This is a genomic window from Pontibacter sp. MBLB2868 (assembly GCF_051904785.1).
GTDB lineage: Bacteria > Bacteroidota > Bacteroidia > Cytophagales > Hymenobacteraceae > Pontibacter.
Window position 1 is genome coordinate 441,705 of the sequence record NZ_CP196710.1, and the last position, 18,574, is coordinate 460,278.

At 44.2% G+C, this 18,574-nt stretch carries 15 protein-coding genes; 5 read left to right on the forward strand and 10 right to left on the reverse strand.

Annotated elements, in window-relative coordinates; all coding sequences use genetic code 11:
• The first annotated feature begins 6 nt into the window (after positions 1–6).
• Positions 7–5,013 (forward strand): C25 family cysteine peptidase, encoded by a 5,007-nt coding sequence (locus ACSX1A_RS01910; protein ID WP_439881919.1) that lies wholly within the window; start codon positions 7–9, stop codon positions 5,011–5,013.
• A 71-nt stretch (positions 5,014–5,084) separates the two neighbouring features.
• Here ACSX1A_RS01910 and ACSX1A_RS01915 read toward each other — a convergent pair whose 3' ends face one another.
• The 3 genes from ACSX1A_RS01915 to ACSX1A_RS01925 are packed head-to-tail and all read right to left on the reverse strand — an operon-like array spanning position 5,085 to position 7,760.
• Positions 5,085–5,570 (reverse strand): dihydrofolate reductase, encoded by a 486-nt coding sequence (locus tag ACSX1A_RS01915; protein ID WP_439881920.1) that lies wholly within the window; start codon positions 5,568–5,570, stop codon positions 5,085–5,087.
• Positions 5,571–5,573: 3 nt separating this feature from the next.
• A complete protein-coding gene (gene fmt / locus ACSX1A_RS01920; protein WP_439881921.1) occupies positions 5,574–6,503 on the reverse strand; it encodes a methionyl-tRNA formyltransferase in 930 nt (309 codons plus the stop codon).
• A 3-nt stretch (positions 6,504–6,506) separates the two neighbouring features.
• On the reverse strand, positions 6,507–7,760 hold the full coding sequence (locus ACSX1A_RS01925) for an exo-beta-N-acetylmuramidase NamZ family protein (RefSeq protein WP_439881922.1): 1,254 nt from the start codon (positions 7,758–7,760) through the stop codon (positions 6,507–6,509).
• Positions 7,761–7,794: 34 nt separating this feature from the next.
• Between ACSX1A_RS01925 and ACSX1A_RS01930 the strand changes: the two genes are divergently transcribed.
• Positions 7,795–9,003, forward strand: a complete 1,209-nt coding sequence (locus ACSX1A_RS01930; protein ID WP_439881923.1) for an ABC transporter permease — start codon at positions 7,795–7,797, stop codon at positions 9,001–9,003.
• A 65-nt stretch (positions 9,004–9,068) separates the two neighbouring features.
• Here the strand turns inward: ACSX1A_RS01930 and ACSX1A_RS01935 are convergent, their stop codons facing one another.
• The 3 genes from ACSX1A_RS01935 to ACSX1A_RS01945 form a co-directional block, all read right to left on the reverse strand.
• Positions 9,069–9,914, reverse strand: a complete 846-nt coding sequence (locus ACSX1A_RS01935) for a mechanosensitive ion channel family protein (RefSeq protein ID WP_439881924.1) — start codon at positions 9,912–9,914, stop codon at positions 9,069–9,071.
• 98 nt (positions 9,915–10,012) lie between these two features.
• Complete coding sequence (locus ACSX1A_RS01940; protein ID WP_439881925.1) at positions 10,013–10,711, reverse strand: peptidoglycan DD-metalloendopeptidase family protein; 699 nt, start codon at positions 10,709–10,711, stop codon at positions 10,013–10,015.
• 33 nt (positions 10,712–10,744) lie between these two features.
• Entirely contained in the window at positions 10,745–11,323 is a 579-nt protein-coding gene (locus tag ACSX1A_RS01945) for an HNH endonuclease (RefSeq protein WP_439881926.1), read from the reverse strand.
• 259 nt (positions 11,324–11,582) lie between these two features.
• Between ACSX1A_RS01945 and ACSX1A_RS01950 the strand changes: the two genes are divergently transcribed.
• The 3 genes from ACSX1A_RS01950 (at position 11,583) to ACSX1A_RS01960 (ending at position 15,428) form a co-directional block, all read left to right on the forward strand.
• Positions 11,583–12,668, forward strand: a complete 1,086-nt coding sequence (locus tag ACSX1A_RS01950) for a 2Fe-2S iron-sulfur cluster-binding protein (RefSeq protein WP_439881927.1) — start codon at positions 11,583–11,585, stop codon at positions 12,666–12,668.
• Between the two features lie 116 nt (positions 12,669–12,784).
• On the forward strand, positions 12,785–14,515 hold the full coding sequence (locus ACSX1A_RS01955) for a M3 family oligoendopeptidase (protein WP_439881928.1): 1,731 nt from the start codon (positions 12,785–12,787) through the stop codon (positions 14,513–14,515).
• A 103-nt stretch (positions 14,516–14,618) separates the two neighbouring features.
• Positions 14,619–15,428 (forward strand): copper resistance protein NlpE N-terminal domain-containing protein, encoded by an 810-nt coding sequence (locus tag ACSX1A_RS01960; protein ID WP_439881929.1) that lies wholly within the window; start codon positions 14,619–14,621, stop codon positions 15,426–15,428.
• Positions 15,429–15,507: 79 nt separating this feature from the next.
• Here ACSX1A_RS01960 and paaD read toward each other — a convergent pair whose 3' ends face one another.
• The 4 genes from paaD to paaA all read right to left on the reverse strand — a co-directional run bounded on the left by paaD (position 15,508) and on the right by paaA (position 18,521).
• Positions 15,508–15,993: a 1,2-phenylacetyl-CoA epoxidase subunit PaaD gene (paaD, locus tag ACSX1A_RS01965; protein ID WP_439881930.1), complete on the reverse strand. Its 486-nt coding sequence runs from the start codon at positions 15,991–15,993 to the stop codon at positions 15,508–15,510.
• Positions 15,994–16,033: 40 nt separating this feature from the next.
• A complete protein-coding gene (paaC, locus tag ACSX1A_RS01970; RefSeq protein WP_439881931.1) occupies positions 16,034–16,789 on the reverse strand; it encodes a 1,2-phenylacetyl-CoA epoxidase subunit PaaC in 756 nt (251 codons plus the stop codon).
• The gene (locus ACSX1A_RS01975; protein WP_439881932.1) at positions 16,789–17,427 is read right to left on the reverse strand and encodes a phenylacetic acid degradation b; all 639 of its coding nucleotides are present in this window, start codon (positions 17,425–17,427) and stop codon (positions 16,789–16,791) included. The genes paaC and ACSX1A_RS01975 overlap by 1 nt, the downstream gene beginning before the upstream one ends.
• 107 nt (positions 17,428–17,534) lie before the next feature.
• A complete protein-coding gene (paaA, locus tag ACSX1A_RS01980; protein ID WP_439881933.1) occupies positions 17,535–18,521 on the reverse strand; it encodes a 1,2-phenylacetyl-CoA epoxidase subunit PaaA in 987 nt (328 codons plus the stop codon).
• Positions 18,522–18,574: the final 53 nt, after the last annotated feature.

The following is an 18,574-nucleotide window of genomic DNA, read 5'->3' on the forward strand; positions in this document are numbered from 1 at the left end:
CCACCAATGTCTTATAATCTCATGTTGAAGCGGGTTATACTTTTGATGATACTCTCTGTTACTGCCTTCGCAGCCAGGGCACAACAGCAATTCGGTAATGAGTGGATCAACCACTCCCAGACATATTATAAGATTAAAGTAGTGCAGACGGGGCTGCACCGGTTAAATTATACTTACCTCAACAGCCTGGGGCTGGCAGAGGTAAACCCACAGCATTTTCAGCTTTTCAGGAGAGGGAAAGAAATATCTCTTTATGTAGCCGGAGAAGCTGACGGTAAATTGGATGCCCAGGATTTTATTGAATTTTACGGGGAGCGTAATGACGGCGCTTTGGATAGGGAGTTGTATAAAGATCCGGAAAACCAGGTACACCAGTTATACAGCTTATATACTGACACAGCAGCTTACTTTCTTACGGTAAATCCGGCGGGTGGCAAGCGCATGCGTGAAGTAAACCCTGCTGTGAATGGCAGAACGCCGGAACCTTATCATTTGCAAAAGGCTGTTTATGTAAATCTGGACCGATACAACTTCGGAAAGATATATGATATTCAGTCAAAGCAAATAGCTATGCCATGGATGGACGCAGGAGAAGGTTGGTTTTCTCACTACTCTATCAACCCAAGGACTTACAAGATTTCAGGTATAAGGGATGTTAATGTTGCCGGACCGAAGCCTGTGGTGGAGTATGCTACAGTAGGGGCTTACCAGGAGTACCATAATTTTGATGTAAATATCCTGCCTCCTGCTGGCACAGGCAGGAAGCTCAAAACATTCTCCTATGACATGTTCAGTAGTGCTAAGGACAAACAACAAATAGAGTTTACTGATATTACAAGCCAGGGTGATATTACTTTACAAATAAGCCCGACATATACTGATACCAAAGGAAATGCTATTAGTTTTTCTTACGGCATTTTAATGTATCCGCAGAAGCCTGTGTTTGCCGGCAATTCGATGTTTATTTATACAGACTCAACCAGAAGTGCGACACCATACTACGAGTTTTCAAGTTTGCCCTCCTCTGTTGTGGCTTTTGATATAACAGACCAACAGAATATCATAAGGGTGAGTGGTCAACAGGCAGGCGCGGGAAAGGGTTTTGTAATTGAGGCAGGGACTAGGTCACATAAGTTGTTTTTGGCAAATACGGCACAACCTATTACGCCTGTTGGTAAAGTTGATAAAGTTAACTTCAGGAGGATCGATCCTGCTGCCTTTAATTACATTATTCTTACTAATAAAAGATTAGCCGCAGATCAACCGTCTGTTGGAATGTCGGCGCCCAAAGCGTATGCAGCTTACAGAGCTTCCGATGCAGGCGGTAAGTACGATACGCTACTAGTGTATATGGATGATATCATCAACCAGTACCACTATGGAGACTACTCAGCCAATGCTATTAAGCGGTTTACATCGTTTATGTTAACCGCTCCTGAACCAAAACATATGCTGATACTGGGCAAAGGAGCTGAATACACTAAGATAAATTACAGAAATGCGGCTTCAAGGCTTTTGGAGTTTGTTCCTACAGGTGGTAAGCCATCTTCTGATGTGATGTTATCTTCTGATTTTCAACATAACGTGTTTGTGCCAGGTATTCCAACTGGTAGAGTTTCTGCCACTACTGCCACAGACATTATTAATTACCTGAATAAGGTAAAGCAGTACGAAGCCACACCTGAAGGAGTAGAGTGGCGCAAAAATATATTGCAGTTAGGTGGTGGCAAGACAACACGGGAAATAAGTGATATTACCTCTTATCTTAATGATTATGCTAAAATTGTAGAAGGCCCACTGCTTGGAGCTAATGTTATTGAGAAGTACAGGCAAAATGTAAGCGAGGTGGTTGAAAACATAAATGTTTCTGAAGAACTAAATAAAGGTCTTTCACTCATAACATTTTTTGGACACAGCTCCCCCGGAACAACCGATTTGGATATTGGCTATGTTTCCAGCCCGGGCAGTAATTACAAAAATGATGGCAAGTATCCTGTGTTGTTGATGAATGGCTGTAATGTAGGAGATTCATTTAATCCTGGTGCAATTTCTTTTGGAGAAGACTGGTTAAATACGGCAAATAAAGGAGCAGTTGCGCTGATAGCACATACAGATGCCGGTTACCCAAACTTCCTCAATATTTACTCGTCCTACTTTTACTCATTAGCTTTTCAGAATCCTGATTTTTATGGGGCTACAATTGGTAAAATACAGCAGGAAACAATCAAAAGCGTATTAGAAACAACTACATCAAACGCTGCAGTTGCAATGGTGAATGAAATGGTGCTGCACGGGGATCCTGCTCTTAGGCTTTATAGCCCAAGTAAGCCAGATTATTACTTTAAAGACAATACTTTTGAAGTTAAGGAGCCTAATGGTGATTTAGTGACAGCAGCCTCCAATAGTTTCACTATTGCCGTAAAAGTTGGCAACTTAGGTAAAGCTATTACCGATCCGGTGTCTGTAACTGTTAAAAGAACCTTACCCGACAATACCATTATAACTGACTCACCTGTAAAAGTAGAGGGTATTGTAAAGGATAAAGTAATTCTACTAACTCTAAATAATAAAGGGCTTGCATCATTAGGTATGAACACCTTTGAGGTGCAGCTAGATAGTCCGAACACTATTGTAGAACTTAACGAGAATAATAATACTGCAGTTTATCAGCATTACTTTCCTGCAAGTGGTTTAAAGGCTTTGAGTCCGGCTGAATATGGCATTGTTAATTCAGATAAGGTAAAGTTGCAGGCACAACCGACCCAGGCATTGCTGAACACGCAGGGATATTATTTTGAGTTGGATACTACACAAGCATTTAATAGTAAGCTAAAGCAGAGCCGGGTTATAGATAATACATGGTTACCTACTTGGCAGGTGACCCTGCCAAAAGGTGCTGCAGATAACGATAGTACAGTTTATTACTGGCGTGCCCGCTTCCAGCATTATGCTCCAGGTGAAGATACTGTCTGGACAACTAGCTCTTTCAGGTATGTGCCAAATACCGGCACCGGATGGTCCCAAAGTCATTATGGACAGTTCACCAAAGCTATTACTGATAAATTAAGTAATGAGGGAACAGAAAACCTACATTGGGAATTTCAGAAGACTAAAGCAGAGATCGCTCTGAAAACTGTAGGAGGGGACTTCCGATACACGAATCCACCATATGGTATCTTCTACAATGGAGAGATGCTGTTTCAGGCTGCATGTGGCGATCCGGGGGGGAGTGCAACCCCAAGAATTTTTGCCATTGTATTAGATGACAAAACCCTGAAAATGGTAGAAAAGTTAGGGGCAACCTATTGTGCCAGTTACCCATACCTGTATGAATTTGGAGATCTGAATAGCAATGCTAACAGAGATAAAATGATCGCTTTCATGAACGCGGTGCCTGTTGGATACCATGTGATAGCTATGAGTGTTAATAAAGTGCCTTTTGAAAGCTTTACAGCGGCACAAAAAGCAGCATTTACCTCCATAGGATCTTCCTTTATTAATAATTTAAAAAATGGCTATCCGTACACAATTGTAGGTCGTAAAGGTGCTGCCCTCGGAACTGTAACGGAAAGAACAGGAGATGCTGGGAGCGCAACAGCAGTAACTTCGCAGACTGTTATATTAAATGAGATTGTCTATTCCCGCCAGCCGGAAGGTTCGATCTCGTCTACGATCATTGGGCCTGCCCTGAATTGGAAATCATTGCACCACAATATTGAACGCTATAAAGCCGGAAACGACAACTATAAACTCAGTGTGGTTGGGCTTGACAAGGCTGGCAATGAGCAAGTGCTGGTAGAAGAGGTAACTTCTAAAAAGTTTGACCTCTCAGCTATAAGCGCTAAGGAATACCCGAATTTGAAACTAGTTGCAAAGCTGAATGACTTGCAGGACCGTACAGCGCCGCAGCTAAAGGAGTGGTTCGTTTTATATGAAGAAGCCCCAGAGGGAGTTATCAAACCGGACCTGGATAAAGTTAACAGCCAAACCCTTTCACTGCAGTCCGAAAAGGGAGGCATTAAAGTTCCTATGTCTTTCCAGAACATTACACCTACAGCCTTCAGTGATTCACTGACAGTAGAAGTTACTGTTCGAGGAGATAATTCTGACCCTGTAGTTACCAGGTTCAAAATTAAGCCACTTGGTGGAAATGAGACAGTAAACTTTGAGTTTGCAATGCCAACACACCTGATGGAGGGGAATTACAAGTTAAGCATGTATGTAAATCCCCGGATCTTACTAGAGCAAAACTATTCTAACAATATTTTTGAAGTAAGTTTTAAAGTAAAGCCAAAACTTCACCCGATCCTGGATGTAGCGTTCGATGGAATCCATATCCTGGATGGAGAACTGGTGTCTCCTACTCCGCTGATTAGTGTGACTGTGAAGGACGAGAACCGCTTTACACCATTACAGGATCCTTCTGCCATGTTAATGGTTTTAAAAGGACCGGAAATAGAAGATGTTGAAATTCCTTTGATGGGTAATTCAAGCGAAGTGAGATATTTCCCGGCAGATGAGAAAAATGATTTCAGGTTGGAATACAAGCCTTCAGCAGCATTAGCGAATGGTAAGTATCAGTTGGAAGTGAGCGCGAAAGATGCGGCTGGCAGAGCTTCAGGCGTTGCGCCTTATCGCATTGGTTTTGAAGTGGAGAACGCTTCTAAGATCACTAATTTCTACCCATTTCCGAACCCGTTCTCTACTAAAACGAACTTCATTTTCACACTTACAGGCAATGAAGTGCCAGAGCACATGAAGATACAGATCTTAACTGTTACCGGGAAAGTGGTAAAGGAGATAATGAAAGAGGAAATGGGAACCATAAGAATCGGTAACAATAAAACAGAGTATGCCTGGGATGGAACCGATATGTATGGAGACAAACTCGCCAATGGCGTTTACCTGTATCGCGTTGTCATGAGCCAGGTAAGCGACAGCATGAAGCACATGTATAAGATAGGGGATAAATCATTTAAAAACGGCTACGGAAAGATCTATATCCTGCGCTAGTACAACCCTCTCCTCAAATAGAAAAGGCCGCATTCATGAATGCGGCCTTTTCTATTTGAGGAAGTATAACTCTAAATGCGCTTTAAAGTAAGGTAGGAGTAGCTATACTTGTTTTTCTCATCCGGTTCATGATCTTCTTTTGCTACTACTTTCCATTCCTGTTCTTTTATCTCCGGGAAAAAGGTATCCCCATCAAAAGTATGATGGATTTTAGTAAGCTCAATAGTATCAACCATGGGTAGTGCTTGCCTATAGATCTCAGCACCACCGATAATACACACGCTTTCATCAAGCTGGCTTGCCTGTTCAATAGCTTCCTTCACGGAATGTACCACTATACATCCTTCGGCCTGGTAATCCTCCTGTCGGGTAATGACAAAAGATGTGCGGCCCGGGAGGGGCTTTCCAATCGACTCAAAAGTTTTACGGCCCATCAGAATGGGGTGCCCCATGGTAAGTTGCTTGAAATGCTTCAGATCAGCAGGAAGGTGCCAGATCAACTGGTTGTCCTTCCCTATTACATTGTTCTCGGCAGTGGCTACTACTATACTTACCATAGCTTATACTTTAAAAGTGTAGCCTCTTAACAAGTCCTGTATCGGCATGCGCTTTTTCCCTTCCATCTGTAGGTCCAGTACAGAAACAGCTCCATCTGCAGTTTTTACATGCAGGAATGTTTTGTTGTCTGTAAAAATATGACCCGGTTCAGAAGTATAACCTGTATTTTCCAATGCCTCCACCTTGAATACCTTAAAGTTTTTGTCGTCCAAACGCGTCCAGGCGGCAGGGTAGGGACTTAAACCACGAATAAAATTTCGCACCTGTTCTGCCGTGTGGTTCCAGTTAATCTGGCAGGTTTCTTTAAAAATTTTAGGCGCGTGCTTTGTTTCTGCTGTGGTTATCTGCGGCTGTGGTTTTACGTCACCTTGCTCAATGGCCTGTACTGTTCTTAGCGCCAGTTGCGCACCGGTATACTTCAGCTTTTCATACAGGCTTCCGAAGTCATCTTCTTCTAATATAGGCACATGCTCCTGAAAGATCAGATCTCCGGTATCTATCTCATGCTGCAGGAAAAAAGAAGTAACACCTGTTTCCTTTTCACCGTTGATGATGGCCCAGTTAATTGGTGCAGCACCTCTATACTGAGGCAGTAACGAAGCATGAATGTTAAATGATCCGAGTTCCGGCATAGCCCAAACAACCTCAGGTAGCATCCTGAACGCCACGATGATCTGTAGGTTAGCATTATAGCTGCGCAATTCCTCCAGAAATACATCCGACTTTAAGTTTGTTGGCTGCAGCACCGGAATGTTTTGCGACACGGCATACTCTTTTACAGGCGACTGATGAATCTTTTGGCCACGACCTGCCGGCTTATCCGGTGCCGTGATTACTGCAACTACATTATATTTATGTTCAACGAGTGTCTGCAGGGTAGGCACCGCAAAGTCCGGTGTACCCATAAACACGATCCGTAATTCTCTTTTCATATTTTATTTAAAATCAGGGTAAAGCAGGTACTGCTTACGCATTTTCTTGTATTCGGAAAGTTGCGGCTCCCAGCTAGCTCTGATCTCTGCCTCTGACATGCCGGCTTTTAATTGCTCACGCAGCTTTGAAGTACCTGCCAGTTTCTCGAAAAAATTATTAAAAAACTTATCCTTCTCAGTAGAGTTCTGGTACATCTCCAACAGGTAAGTGAGGTCAACTTTAGCAGGTACGGCAACATGAGTTAAATCTAAACCATAGCATACTTCTCCTTTGTGAGGTGGGTTAGTAGCTCCTGGTGTACTAACTGGCGTAAAACTGAAGTCTTTGATCTTATAGTAAGGGCTACCAATAACCTGGAATGGTGTCGGGGTTCCACGGCCTACACTTACAGTAGTACCCTCAAAGAAGCAAATAGAAGGGTATAACTGTATCGCTTGCTCGTTAGGCAGGTTCGGAGATGGCCTTACCGGTAAAACATAAGGTGTCTCGTGGGTGTAATTGGCCATCGGAATAACTGTTATTTTTGCCTGACGCTGGCCCTCCAGCCATTTCTGACCATTGATCATCTGTGCCAGCTCGCCTACTGTTAACCCGTGCACGATCGGAATAGGGTGCATGCCCACAAAAGACTTGTGCTCCTTTTCCAGCACCGGACCATCCACATAATCCCCGTTCGGGTTAGGGCGGTCCAAGATCAGAACCTCTTTGTTATTTTCAGCTGCAGCCTCCATAACATAATGCATGGTGCTGATATAAGTATAAAAACGTGTTCCAACGTCCTGGATATCGAACACCAGTACATCAAGATCCTTTATCTGCTCTGGCTGCGGTTTTTTGTTGTTGCCATACAAGGATATGATCGGGAGCCCGGTTCTTGTGTCTTTCGCATCTTTGACGTGTGCTCCGGCATCGGCTTCACCTCTGAAACCATGCTCAGGGGCAAAAATGGTAACAATATTTACGCCCCTGCTTAGTAATGTGTCCACAAGGTGCGTTTGTCCGACCAAAGAAGTCTGGTTTACAACCATGCCTACCCGTTTACCCTTTAATTTAGGGAGATACAGGTCCATTCGCTCTGCGCCCATTCGGATTGGCTTGGCCGTGGTAGCTGTCACCTTACCAGAATCTGTTTCAGTAGTAGCAGGAGGTGTGGTTGCAGCTGGTTTTGGTGTGCAGCCGTTAAAGGCTAGCAGCAGTGAAGTATAAAGTATAAGTAGGGGCTGTGTCATCGTAATTCGGAATAAGTCAAAATTCATACCTATCTTTAAGGCTGATTAAAAATTCAGACGCGTGAACATTTCCAAGTACATATCTGATAAAATATCCGAAGTGCAGTCCGGCACGTTTACGTCGTCGGTTACAAAAATAGCAATAATCAGCATAGCTGCCGGCATTGCTATCATGATTGTGTCTTTTGCTATTCTGGAGGGCTTCAGAAATGAGATACGCGAAAAGATATTTAGTTTCAGTGCGCACCTGCAGGTAACGAAGTATGATACCAACAACTCGTATGAAGGAGCGCCGATCAGCAGCAACATTGGTATAACTGATTCCATTGCTGGGGTGAAGAAAGTGCAGCCCTTTGCCCGTAAAACGGCAATCATTAAAACAGATGATGAAGTGCTGGGGGTCGTGCTGAAAGGAGTAGGCAAGGATTATGACCTTAGCTCCATGAAGCAGAACCTGGAAGCAGGAAGCCTGATCAGCTACAACGACACCGCCTCTTCAAAAGAAGTGCTGCTAAGTAAAACCGTTGCCGATAAATTAAAACTCAAGGTTGGCGACGAAGCCATTTTCTATTTTATTCAAAACCCACCGAGAGCCCGGAAACTGAAGATACAAGGTATTTTTAATACCGGACTTGAAGAGTTTGATGAGGTCTTTGTGATAGGTGATATTAAGCTGATACGTGAGCTTAACAACTGGCCGGATACTTTAGCCGGGGGAATTGAGATTGTTTTAAAGGATTTTGACCAGATTGACCAGGTGGCGGAGAAGGTTTTTGATGAAATGAATTATGACCTGCAACTGGAAAAGATCACAGACCGGCATGCGCAGCTCTTCGACTGGTTGAAACTGCTGCGTAAGAACGTTGTCATTTTCCTGGTGCTCATTATCTTCGTAGCCACGTTCAACATGATCTCTACGGTATTCATCATGATCATTGAGCGCATTAATATGATAGGCGTGCTTAAAGCAGTTGGGGCCACCGATTCGCAAATTCGAAAAGTCTTTTATTTCCGGGGCCTTAACCTGACTTTAAAGGGGATGTTCTGGGGAAACCTGATCGGACTTGGCTTCTGTGCATTTCAATACTATTTTCAGGTGATCCCGCTTGACCCTGAAAATTATTACATGGATAGAGTGCCTATCAGCTGGAACTTCGGCATTATTGTGGTGCTAAACCTGATCACATTGTTTCTGACCATGTTGGCGATACTTATTCCGGTTGCCATGGTAACAAGAATTAATCCTGTAAAGGCGATAAAGTTCGATTAGCCGGATTTGCCCTATATATAAACAAGACAGCCCCTGCACTGCAGGGGCTGTCTTGTTTTAGTTGATCAATTTTGCGAGGCCGTATTTAACTGCCCGTTTTCTATGTAGCTTAGAACTTCTCTCTTCGGCACCGGCATTGCAATATTATGTAGCTCAAATGCTGCTTTAGCTCTTTCCATGTTATCCCAGTATAGCCCCCAGTAATCAGAGCGGTTGCACCAGACGCGGGTACTGATCGTGATGGCATGCTCTGCAAAATTGGTTACGACAATTACCGGGGCAGGGTCAGTCATTACTCTTTCATCCTGGCTTATTAACTGCTGGAGTATCTGACGCACCTTGCCAATATCATTATGCACTGACACCGTGAAAAGAAGCTCCACACGGCGCGTGCTCTCAACAGAATAATTAACTACCACTGTTGAGGCCAGTGGGCCGTTAGGGAGGTAAATAGTTTTATTGTCGGGTGTTTTAAGTACAGTGTTAAATATGTTAATGATGTGCACTGTACCGCCTTGTCCCTGGGCTTCAATATAATCACCTACTTTAAACGGCTTAACTGTAAGTATAAGTACCCCACCCGCAAAGTTGGAAAGACTACCCTGTAAAGCAAGACCTATAGCCAGGCCTGCCGAACCGAGTATGGCAATGAAGGATGTCATTTCCACCCCAATCTGGGCTATTACCAGCACTATCAGCAGCACCCACAGCATCACCCCGATGATGTTGCTCAGGAAAGGGCGCAGGGATTCATCTACACCTTTACGCACCATCAAATTAAAGATAAACCTGTTCAGGCGTTTAACTACCCATATGCCTATCACAAGTATAAAAATGGCAACAATCAACTTCATACCGTAGAGCACCACAAAGTCCATAATGGAGACACGGTACTTATCAATATCAATCATAAAAAAATAAATTAGTTTAGTGATAAAAATAAAGGGCGCTGCCCGCTTAGCAGCGCCCTAAATGGCATTTTACTTAAAAAGTGGGATTTTTGCAAAAACTAAGGCAAGTGCTTACTCTGCAAAATAAGGTTTGGATTTGGGCAAAGCTTCTCATACTTAGCTCTTTCCGAACTGGTTGCCACGCCCGGAAAATCACCCAGCCTGCCTTCCATTGATTGTATTACCTGAAAGTGCAGGTGTGGTGGCCAGTTGCCATTTTCAGGAAAAGGGCCTACCTCCGCTATTTTTTCCCCTTTTGCAAAATATTTTCCAACCTCAAGCCCCTCCAAAGAGGCGCGGTTCAGATGTCCGTACAAGGTATAGAAGGTTACGCCTTCCAATTCGTGTTCCAGGATAATGGTTGGACCATAGTCACCAAAGTTATTGTTGTCCTGAAAGCTATGAACAGTTGCATCAAGCGGAGTGAAAACATCCGTCCCGTCTTCTATCCAGACATCAATTCCTAAATGCAGGTTTCTACTTTCAGCCTGTACATCAAAATGCTTGCTTCGTCGGTAAATGAACCTGTCCTCCAGGTACCCACCTACCCCTACTGTTGCTTGCTGTTCCTGCAGCATTTGTTGCACAGCGTCGTTAAAAGCTGAGGTATCCTGCAGGTCAGTTTGCTTAAGTAGTTCGTTGTGTGCTGTAAAGTCAAGGGTGCATACGGCATCTGTGTTCAGGTCAGCGTCTAAAACATGTGCAAAGACATGGCTGTGCCTGCTTAGTATCTCACTAAGGTCTTGTAATTTATCCATAAGTACAGAATACACCGGAAACGCCCGCAGAGTTTATAAAGGTACGCCGACCTCTTCCTCTACATATTTAGAAAGCGTTTTCAGGCTCTTCGTTTTGCCAAAAAGTTCTTCCGATTTTTTGCTGTAAGCAAGGGCTGCCTCTTGTAATGTTTCGAAAGTACCCAGGTTAATACGTTGTTTGTTATGGTGAATAATGGCACGGTACTTCTGCGCCTCTTTATGAACACCACGAACGCCCAGCTTATTCTCTGTTTTGGCGGTATTTCTAACAATTTTACAAAGCGGAGCCCATTCAAGGTTCTCGCGGCGGCAATCAAGTTTATTACCATTTATAAAATGGACATAAAGCTTGATATCGCTTTCCGGCTTCGTTAGTAACTGCTCACCAATCATCTTGTGCAGATAAATGGTTTCGTTACGGTACTTGCCGTTTTTAAGCGGCCAGTTCTTCTGAAAGAAGGCATAGCCGTTGGAGTGAATACGCAGATGCTTCAGAAATTCTATCTGCTGCAGGTAAGCGTTGTTTTGGATGTACTCGTAGGTTTTATCGTCTACGACTACGGTTTTTTCACAGTTTTTGAGTGTCAGTTTGTAGAGCATTATTGTTTTCACTAGTTGTTATTGCAAAGAACGGAGGTGTGCCCCTAAAACAGGCAAACCTTTGTTGTACTGCTATAAGTACGGTGCAAAGTTGTGCAAAATTTTATTATTATGCACAAGTTGTATTATTTTTATTACATTAAATATCGGTAAATTTTAGTAAACGACTATTTTTTACAGGAGACCTTCTCAGAACAGAATAGTTTATCGTAACTTTCAGCTCATAAACCTGTTAAAAGCATAATCTTTTAGATAAAAAGCATTCTATATAATGAGTAGTCCATACTTTACCCTGAAAGTTGTAGAAGTGACACACGAAACTTCAGACGCTGTTACACTACACTTTGAGCATCCTGAAAAACAAGCAGTATCTTTTAAGCCAGGCCAGTTTTTAACACTCATCCTAAACCTTGAAGGCAAAGAAGTGCGTCGTTCATACTCACTCAGCAGCACCCCGCATGAGGCTCCCCGTTTGGCTGTAACTGTTAAACGAGTGTCTGGTGGTTTAGTGTCTAATTATTTGCTGGATAACGTAAAAGTTGGCGATGAGATAAAGGTTATGGAGCCAATTGGCAATTTCTGCCTGACCTGTGCACCTGACAACCAGCGGCATATTCTGTTGTTTGGAGCTGGTAGTGGCATTACGCCGTTGATGTCAATCCTGAAAGCGGTGCTAAAAGAAGAGCCGAACAGCCAGGTTAGCTTGTTATATGGCAACAGTGATGAGGATTCTGTTATTTTTAAGGAGCAGTTAGAGCAGTTGCAGCAGGAAAATGCTGAACGTTTTCACATCGAGTACATTTATAGCCAGCCAAAACAAGCCTGTGATCATCGTGGGCGCATGAACCAGAGTATGATCATCAAAATTCTGGAACGCCTGAAGTTGGCAAAAATTGACAACGCCTTATACTATATGTGTGGTCCCGAGGGCATGATGGATGAGGTTAGGCATGCTTTGGATGTATTGCATGTGCCCGCAGAGCGCATTTTCAGGGAGAGTTTTGTTAGTAATAAATTAATTGAGCAACAGCAGCAAGGCCAGCATGGCGATGTCTTGTCTTCAGATGATGACGGAGAGATCGTAACGCAGACGGTCACGATTATTTATGAAGGTGCAGAATACCATGTGGAGGTGGAGCCTGACCAAACTATTCTGGAGGCTGCCCTGGATCAGGATGTGGACCTGCCTTATTCGTGCCAGGCGGGCCTTTGTACCGCATGCCGTGGCAAATGCCTGAGTGGTAAGGTGCATCTTGATGAGCGGGAAGGTTTGTCTGATGCTGAGCTGGAGGAAGGATATGTACTTAATTGCGTCGGGCACCCGCTTACCAGCGATGTGATCATAGAAATCGGTTAAGAAACATTTTCGTATAAAAGAGCAGAGCCATAACTTTTTTAGTTATGGCTCTGCTCTTTTATTTGCACATTCGTAAGAAGTGCTTATATTACACTTTTATAATATGTATTGTGATTATGACCATAGCCGCAACTAATCTAACTATACCTACACGAAAACCACGAACTTATCTTGCTGAAGATTTTAAGGTGGAAAACTGGGAAACCATCCAGCCATATTTTGAAGAACTGAAGGCAAGAGACATCAACAGTGTGGAAGAGCTGGAAAAATGGATGGCTGACAGGAGTGAGCTGGAGAGCGTTTTATCAGAAGATCTTGGCTGGCGCTATATCCGGATGACCTGTGACACGCAGAACGAGGAAACCACGAAAGCCTTTCAGTATTTTGTGTCGGAGATAGAGCCCAAGATCGCCCCCCTCGATCATGAGCTTAACCTGAAGTTAATGCACTCGCCATATGAGCCGGCCCTGGAGCGGGAAAAGTACCGGATTTACCTGCGTGGAGTAGAGCGCGCTTTAGAAATATTCAGGGAAAAGAACATTCCGCTTAGCACGGAGATCAGCACCAAGCAACAGCAGTACGCTGCTATTACCGGCGCCATGACAGTTACTTTGGATGGGGAGGAAATGACCTTGCAACGTGCCGCTGATCGTTTGAAACGCACTGATAGAGCGGTTCGTGAAGAGGCCTGGCGCACTGTGCAGGAGCGCCGGTTTGAGGAACATGAAAAGCTGGATAATTTATTTGATGAGCTCCTTAAACTGCGCCATCAGGTAGCTTTGAATGCTGATTTCAATAATTTCCGCGACTACATGTTTGCGGCGATGGGTCGCTTCGATTACACACCACAGGACTGCTTTGATTTTCATACCTCCATTAAGGAGACCATTGTGCCGCTCCTGACGAAAATAGATGAGGAACGAAAGGAGGAACTTGGGGTAGAAGAACTCCGGCCCTGGGACCTGGATGTAGACCCGAAAGGAAGAACGCCTTTGGAGCCTTTTAAAACCGGAGATGAGCTGCTGAAAAAAACTGTCAATGTGTTTTATAAGCTTGATCCTTTTTTAGGGGATTGTCTGGCTACCATGCGTGAAATGGGCCACCTGGACCTGGAATCACGCAAAGGAAAGGCCCCTGGCGGGTATAACTATCCGCTGGATGAGATCGGAGTTCCTTTCATTTTTATGAATGCCACTTCCAGTCTTCGTGATGTGATCACGATGTTACATGAAGGCGGTCATGCGGTACATTCTTTCCTGACACGTGATCTGAGACTAAACGCGGCCAAACACCCACCTTCCGAAGTGGCTGAGCTTGCATCCATGTCTATGGAACTGATCTCGATGGATTACTGGGGTACTTTTTTTGAGGATGAAGACGAGTTGAAGAGAGCCAAGCGCACCCATCTCGAAAGCGTTCTGGAAACGTTCCCGTGGGTAGCAACGGTAGATAAGTTTCAGCATTGGATTTATGAGCATCCAGAGCAGACTCAGGAGGAGCGCCATACCGAGTGGGTAAATATTTTCGAAACCTTTAACCATAAAATTGTTAGTTGGAAAGGTATAGAAAAGTATAAGCCATTTATGTGGCAAAAGCAGTTGCATATTTACGAAGTGCCATTCTATTATATAGAATATGCCATGGCACAGCTTGGGGCAATAGCTGTCTGGAAAAATTATAAGGAAAATCCTGCTGATGGCCTGGCCTCCTATAAACGTGCGCTAAGCCTTGGGTATACCGTATCTATTGGTGAGGTATATGAAGCAGCAGGAATCAAATTTGACTTTAGTACTGCCTATATAAAAAGCCTTGTTGATTTTGTGAAAGAGGAAATGGCGAAGATTTAAGCTTACAGAAGGATCAAACAAAAAGACCCGGCATTATGCCGGGTCTTTTTGTTTGATCCTTCTGTAAATAAACAGCATTTGCTTTGCAGCCGTATTAACTCACATGAGAGAAAAATACATACACTTTTGGACTGGGTTGTTATTGCTGTTCCTGGCGGTTTCATGTACAACTAATCCTGTTCCGGGAACAGAGGTTGATGAGAGATCGGAAGATCTGGAAGCGAACATGCAGTTAGCTCCGAATGATGTGGTTGGATCTTATCATGGGTTTATACCATGTGCTGGCTGTACAGCTTCAGGTATGACGTATGACCTGGTGTTGCTGGACGATTTTACTTTTGAGGAATCTTTGGTAGAAGGGAAGGAAGGTACACCTGTTACCCGTTCCGGTACCTGGAGTGTTGAGGATGGTATGGTTGTATTAGGGGGAGAGGAGGCTAAGCGTACCCGTTTTTCCTTGCCTACTGCCGGTGAGCTTCGAATGATAGATATGGCCGGTGAACCTATAAATAAGGAGCTTGAGGCGCAGTACAGTTTAAAAAAAGATACCACTTTCGGAGAAGAGGACACCAGGTTCTGGGAGGATAAGCGCAAAGTAGGGGTGGATTTTGTTGCTACCGGGCATGAGCCGGGATGGGTACTGGAAATAGATAAGGAACAGGAAATGTCTTTTAGAACCCGACCTTCAGGAAATGTGATATTAAAAGCAACCGTGCCAGCACCTACCATAGAAGGTAACAGAACAAGCTATAAGGCAATGACTAAATCAGGAGAGTTTGTTGTGGAGCTTTTGGAGCAGAAATGTACTGATCGTATGTCAGGTAAAGAGCGGCCTTATACAGTTCGTGTAACTGCTAAAGGAGAGGTTTATACTGGCTGTGGAATGTTATTAGGAGATAACCGCAACAATTAATCCAAAGTTGAACTCTTAATAGTATTGATATAGCAGAAGCGCCTGTAAGAGTTCTTACAGGCGCTTCTGCTGATTTTATTTACAAGGGCTTAAACTGCTCAAACATCTGCTTGCAGTTGTTGCAGTAATGCATTGAACGGCAAAGCGTTGGGCCGAAAGGTGTGCGCATAGTGGTGTTGTCGCTGTCGCAGTACGGACACTTGGCATATTCAATAATGTCGAGATCCAGGATCATGTCATACTTTGGCGGCGGGGCTAAACCAAACTCCTTTAAGTGCTGACGTCCTTTTTCTGATATCTTGTTACTGTCCCAGGGCTTATCAAAAGTCATACTAACGGTATGCTTGCTGATTCCGTGCTTCTCGAGCGTGCGCTCCACATCTTTCTTCATGTAATCCATAGCAGGACAACCGGCAAAAGTAGGAGTCATGTTCACTGTCACATGGTTATCATCTGATATCTCAACACCAGTGATCACACCAAGGTCTACCAAAGACAATACAGGTATCTCCGGATCTTTTACTTCTTCCAGCAGCGTTAATATATCTTCCTTGGTTAAGCTCATGTGATTATAACAAGTATCTGTAAAACGTGTGTAGCTGAGCTTACCACTCAGCTGTCGGGTCGATCTTAAACACTTCGGCCATCTCGTCCAGTAAGGGCTGCAAATGCTCTGTGTGCTCTCCGTAACGACCACCAACCTTTGGCTCTACATTATCCAGGTTCGGTAGTTTAAGATCGGTTTTCTCCAGCACTGCCTGAATGCGTTTCATCCACTCTGTCTGTACAGCTTCTTCGCCAGCATATACACCAGCATCTATTAGCTCCTGCTCATACTTTGACTTTTCAAACATGCCCAGGGCATAAGGAAAAGCTTCGTTAAGCGACGCTTGTAGGCGAAGAATGGCTTCCTCTGTTGATGAACCTAAATTCTTTATCCAGGTGTTAGCGTGCAACACATGGTACTTAACTTCGCCTTTCAGTTTTGTGGCAACTTTAGCGATCGGTTCGTAACTCGACTGCGACAACATCTCAAAACGGATAATTTCAGCATTGTCGTAGAGGAAGTGGCGGATCAGGCTGAAGTCATACTCTCCATTAGGCAGTTCTGCCAACTGGCTGTTATGGAACTGGTTGGCATTACGTGTGAAGGCAACCGTATCAGGTTCTGCCTCATCCAACTCGTGCAACAGCGTGAAAAATGCCAGGCTATGGCCGATCTTATCCTGTGCCATAGACGAAAAAGCGATGTCTTCTTCCAGAATAGGGCCGAAGCCGGTCCACTCGGAATTACGGTGGCCAAGTATCAGCTGGTCATCAGCCAGTTTGTATAAAAGGTCTTTTAAGGCTAGTTCGTTCATTACTGGTTAGTTGTACTTTTACGCTCTTCTTTAAACTTTGTGATTTTATCCATTACCTTGTAGGCTATGGCTTCACGGTATTTTTTCTCCGGAACAGTGGTCCACATGTCTTTGTCATCCTCTGCAGATTGCAACACATCCCCCGACTTAACTATCCAGATGTTTACCACAGGGCCTTTCTCTCCAAATGCTTTTTTTGCTTCCTGCAGTGCCTCTAAATAAGAAGGAGCCATTACACGACCAGCATGAACGTGGGCCTTTCCGCGCTTCTTCAAATGGAAGATCTCATAAGGCTCAATTTGTTCAGTACTTTCAGCAGGCGCTTCTATATTTAGTGTGTCATATAAGTTTTCGCCATCGTTACCATAAGGAGTAACCTGGATGTTCTCAGTACGGGTTATCCATAGCCCTACACAAGGGAAACGCCGGCTATACTGCTCTTTAGCGAACAGAAAAGCCACATCTTCGTTAGGTGCATGCACAGGACCAACATACGTATGGGCAGCGCCTTCCTTTTTCTGATGGAAAGCCTCATAAGTTTCGAACTGATCCAGTTCAGGTTTTTCGTCCATAGGCGGTACTTCGCCTTCAGGTAAATTCAGTCTGGTAACTCTTGGATCTAAGGACTTTAAGCTCATCTTCTATAATTTTTAATTAAAAACTAGAAATTAGAAATGGAGTTCATAACTATGGCTAATACTCTAGATCAATTTCTAATTCATAATTTTGAATTTATAATTTGCCGTTATGCTAACGGCTTTACGTATTTCGCTTTCGGGTTAAGTAAAGCTCTGCGTACCCAGGCACCACGCTCTTCAGCGGTACGGCGAACGGCAAGACGCTCGGCGTTACAAGGGCCATCGCCGTTGATCACGCGCTTAAACTCATCCCAATCCGGTTCTGTAAATTCCCACTGGCCGGTCTCCATGTTTTTACTAAGTTTCGGATCCGGAACAGTCAGTCCCAGTTCCCAGATCTTAGGTACATACATGTCAAGGAACTGCTGACGGCACTCATCATTAGAAGCCATCTTTACTTTCCAGCGCATCAGGGTTTCAGTGTGCGTACTCATTTTATCGGATGGGCCGAAGAAGGTCATGATCGGTGGCCACCAGCGATTTAGCGCTGCCTGTATCATTTCGCGCTGCTTTGGTGAACCCGTTGCCATGTGCACCACAGCATCATGACCATATTTTAGGTGGAAAGCTTCTTCTGCGCAGATACGCTCCAATGCACGTGAGTAAGGGCCGTAGCTTCCTTTAGCATTTGCCATCTGGTTCACGATAGCACCGGCATCAATCAGCCAGGAGATTATATTAGAGTCAGCCCATGTAAAAGCAGGGTAGTTAAACACATTGGAGTACTTAGACTTGCCATTGATCAGGTCTGTCAGCATCTGCTCCCGCGACTTTCCTAATGTTTCAGCGGCACTATATAATAGCTGGGCATGGCCTACCTCATCCTGCACCTTGGCCATCTGTGCCATTTTGCGCCTGAAACCAGGGGCGCGGGTAATCCAAGTGCCTTCGGGCAATGCACCGATAATCTCCGAATGCGCATGCTGCTCGATCATCCGGATCAGCTGCTTGCGGTAAAGTTCGGGCATCCAGTCAGTAGGTTCTATTTTTTCGCCTCTGGCGATACGTGCTTCAAATTCCGCCAATTTAACAGGGTCTTCTGTCTGTAGATCGTCGAATTTTGTTGCTTCGAAAACGTTTCCTCCTCCGTACATAATATTTATAGTTTAAAGGTTCATTAAAAAGTGCCGGACCGCGTTACCAGCCC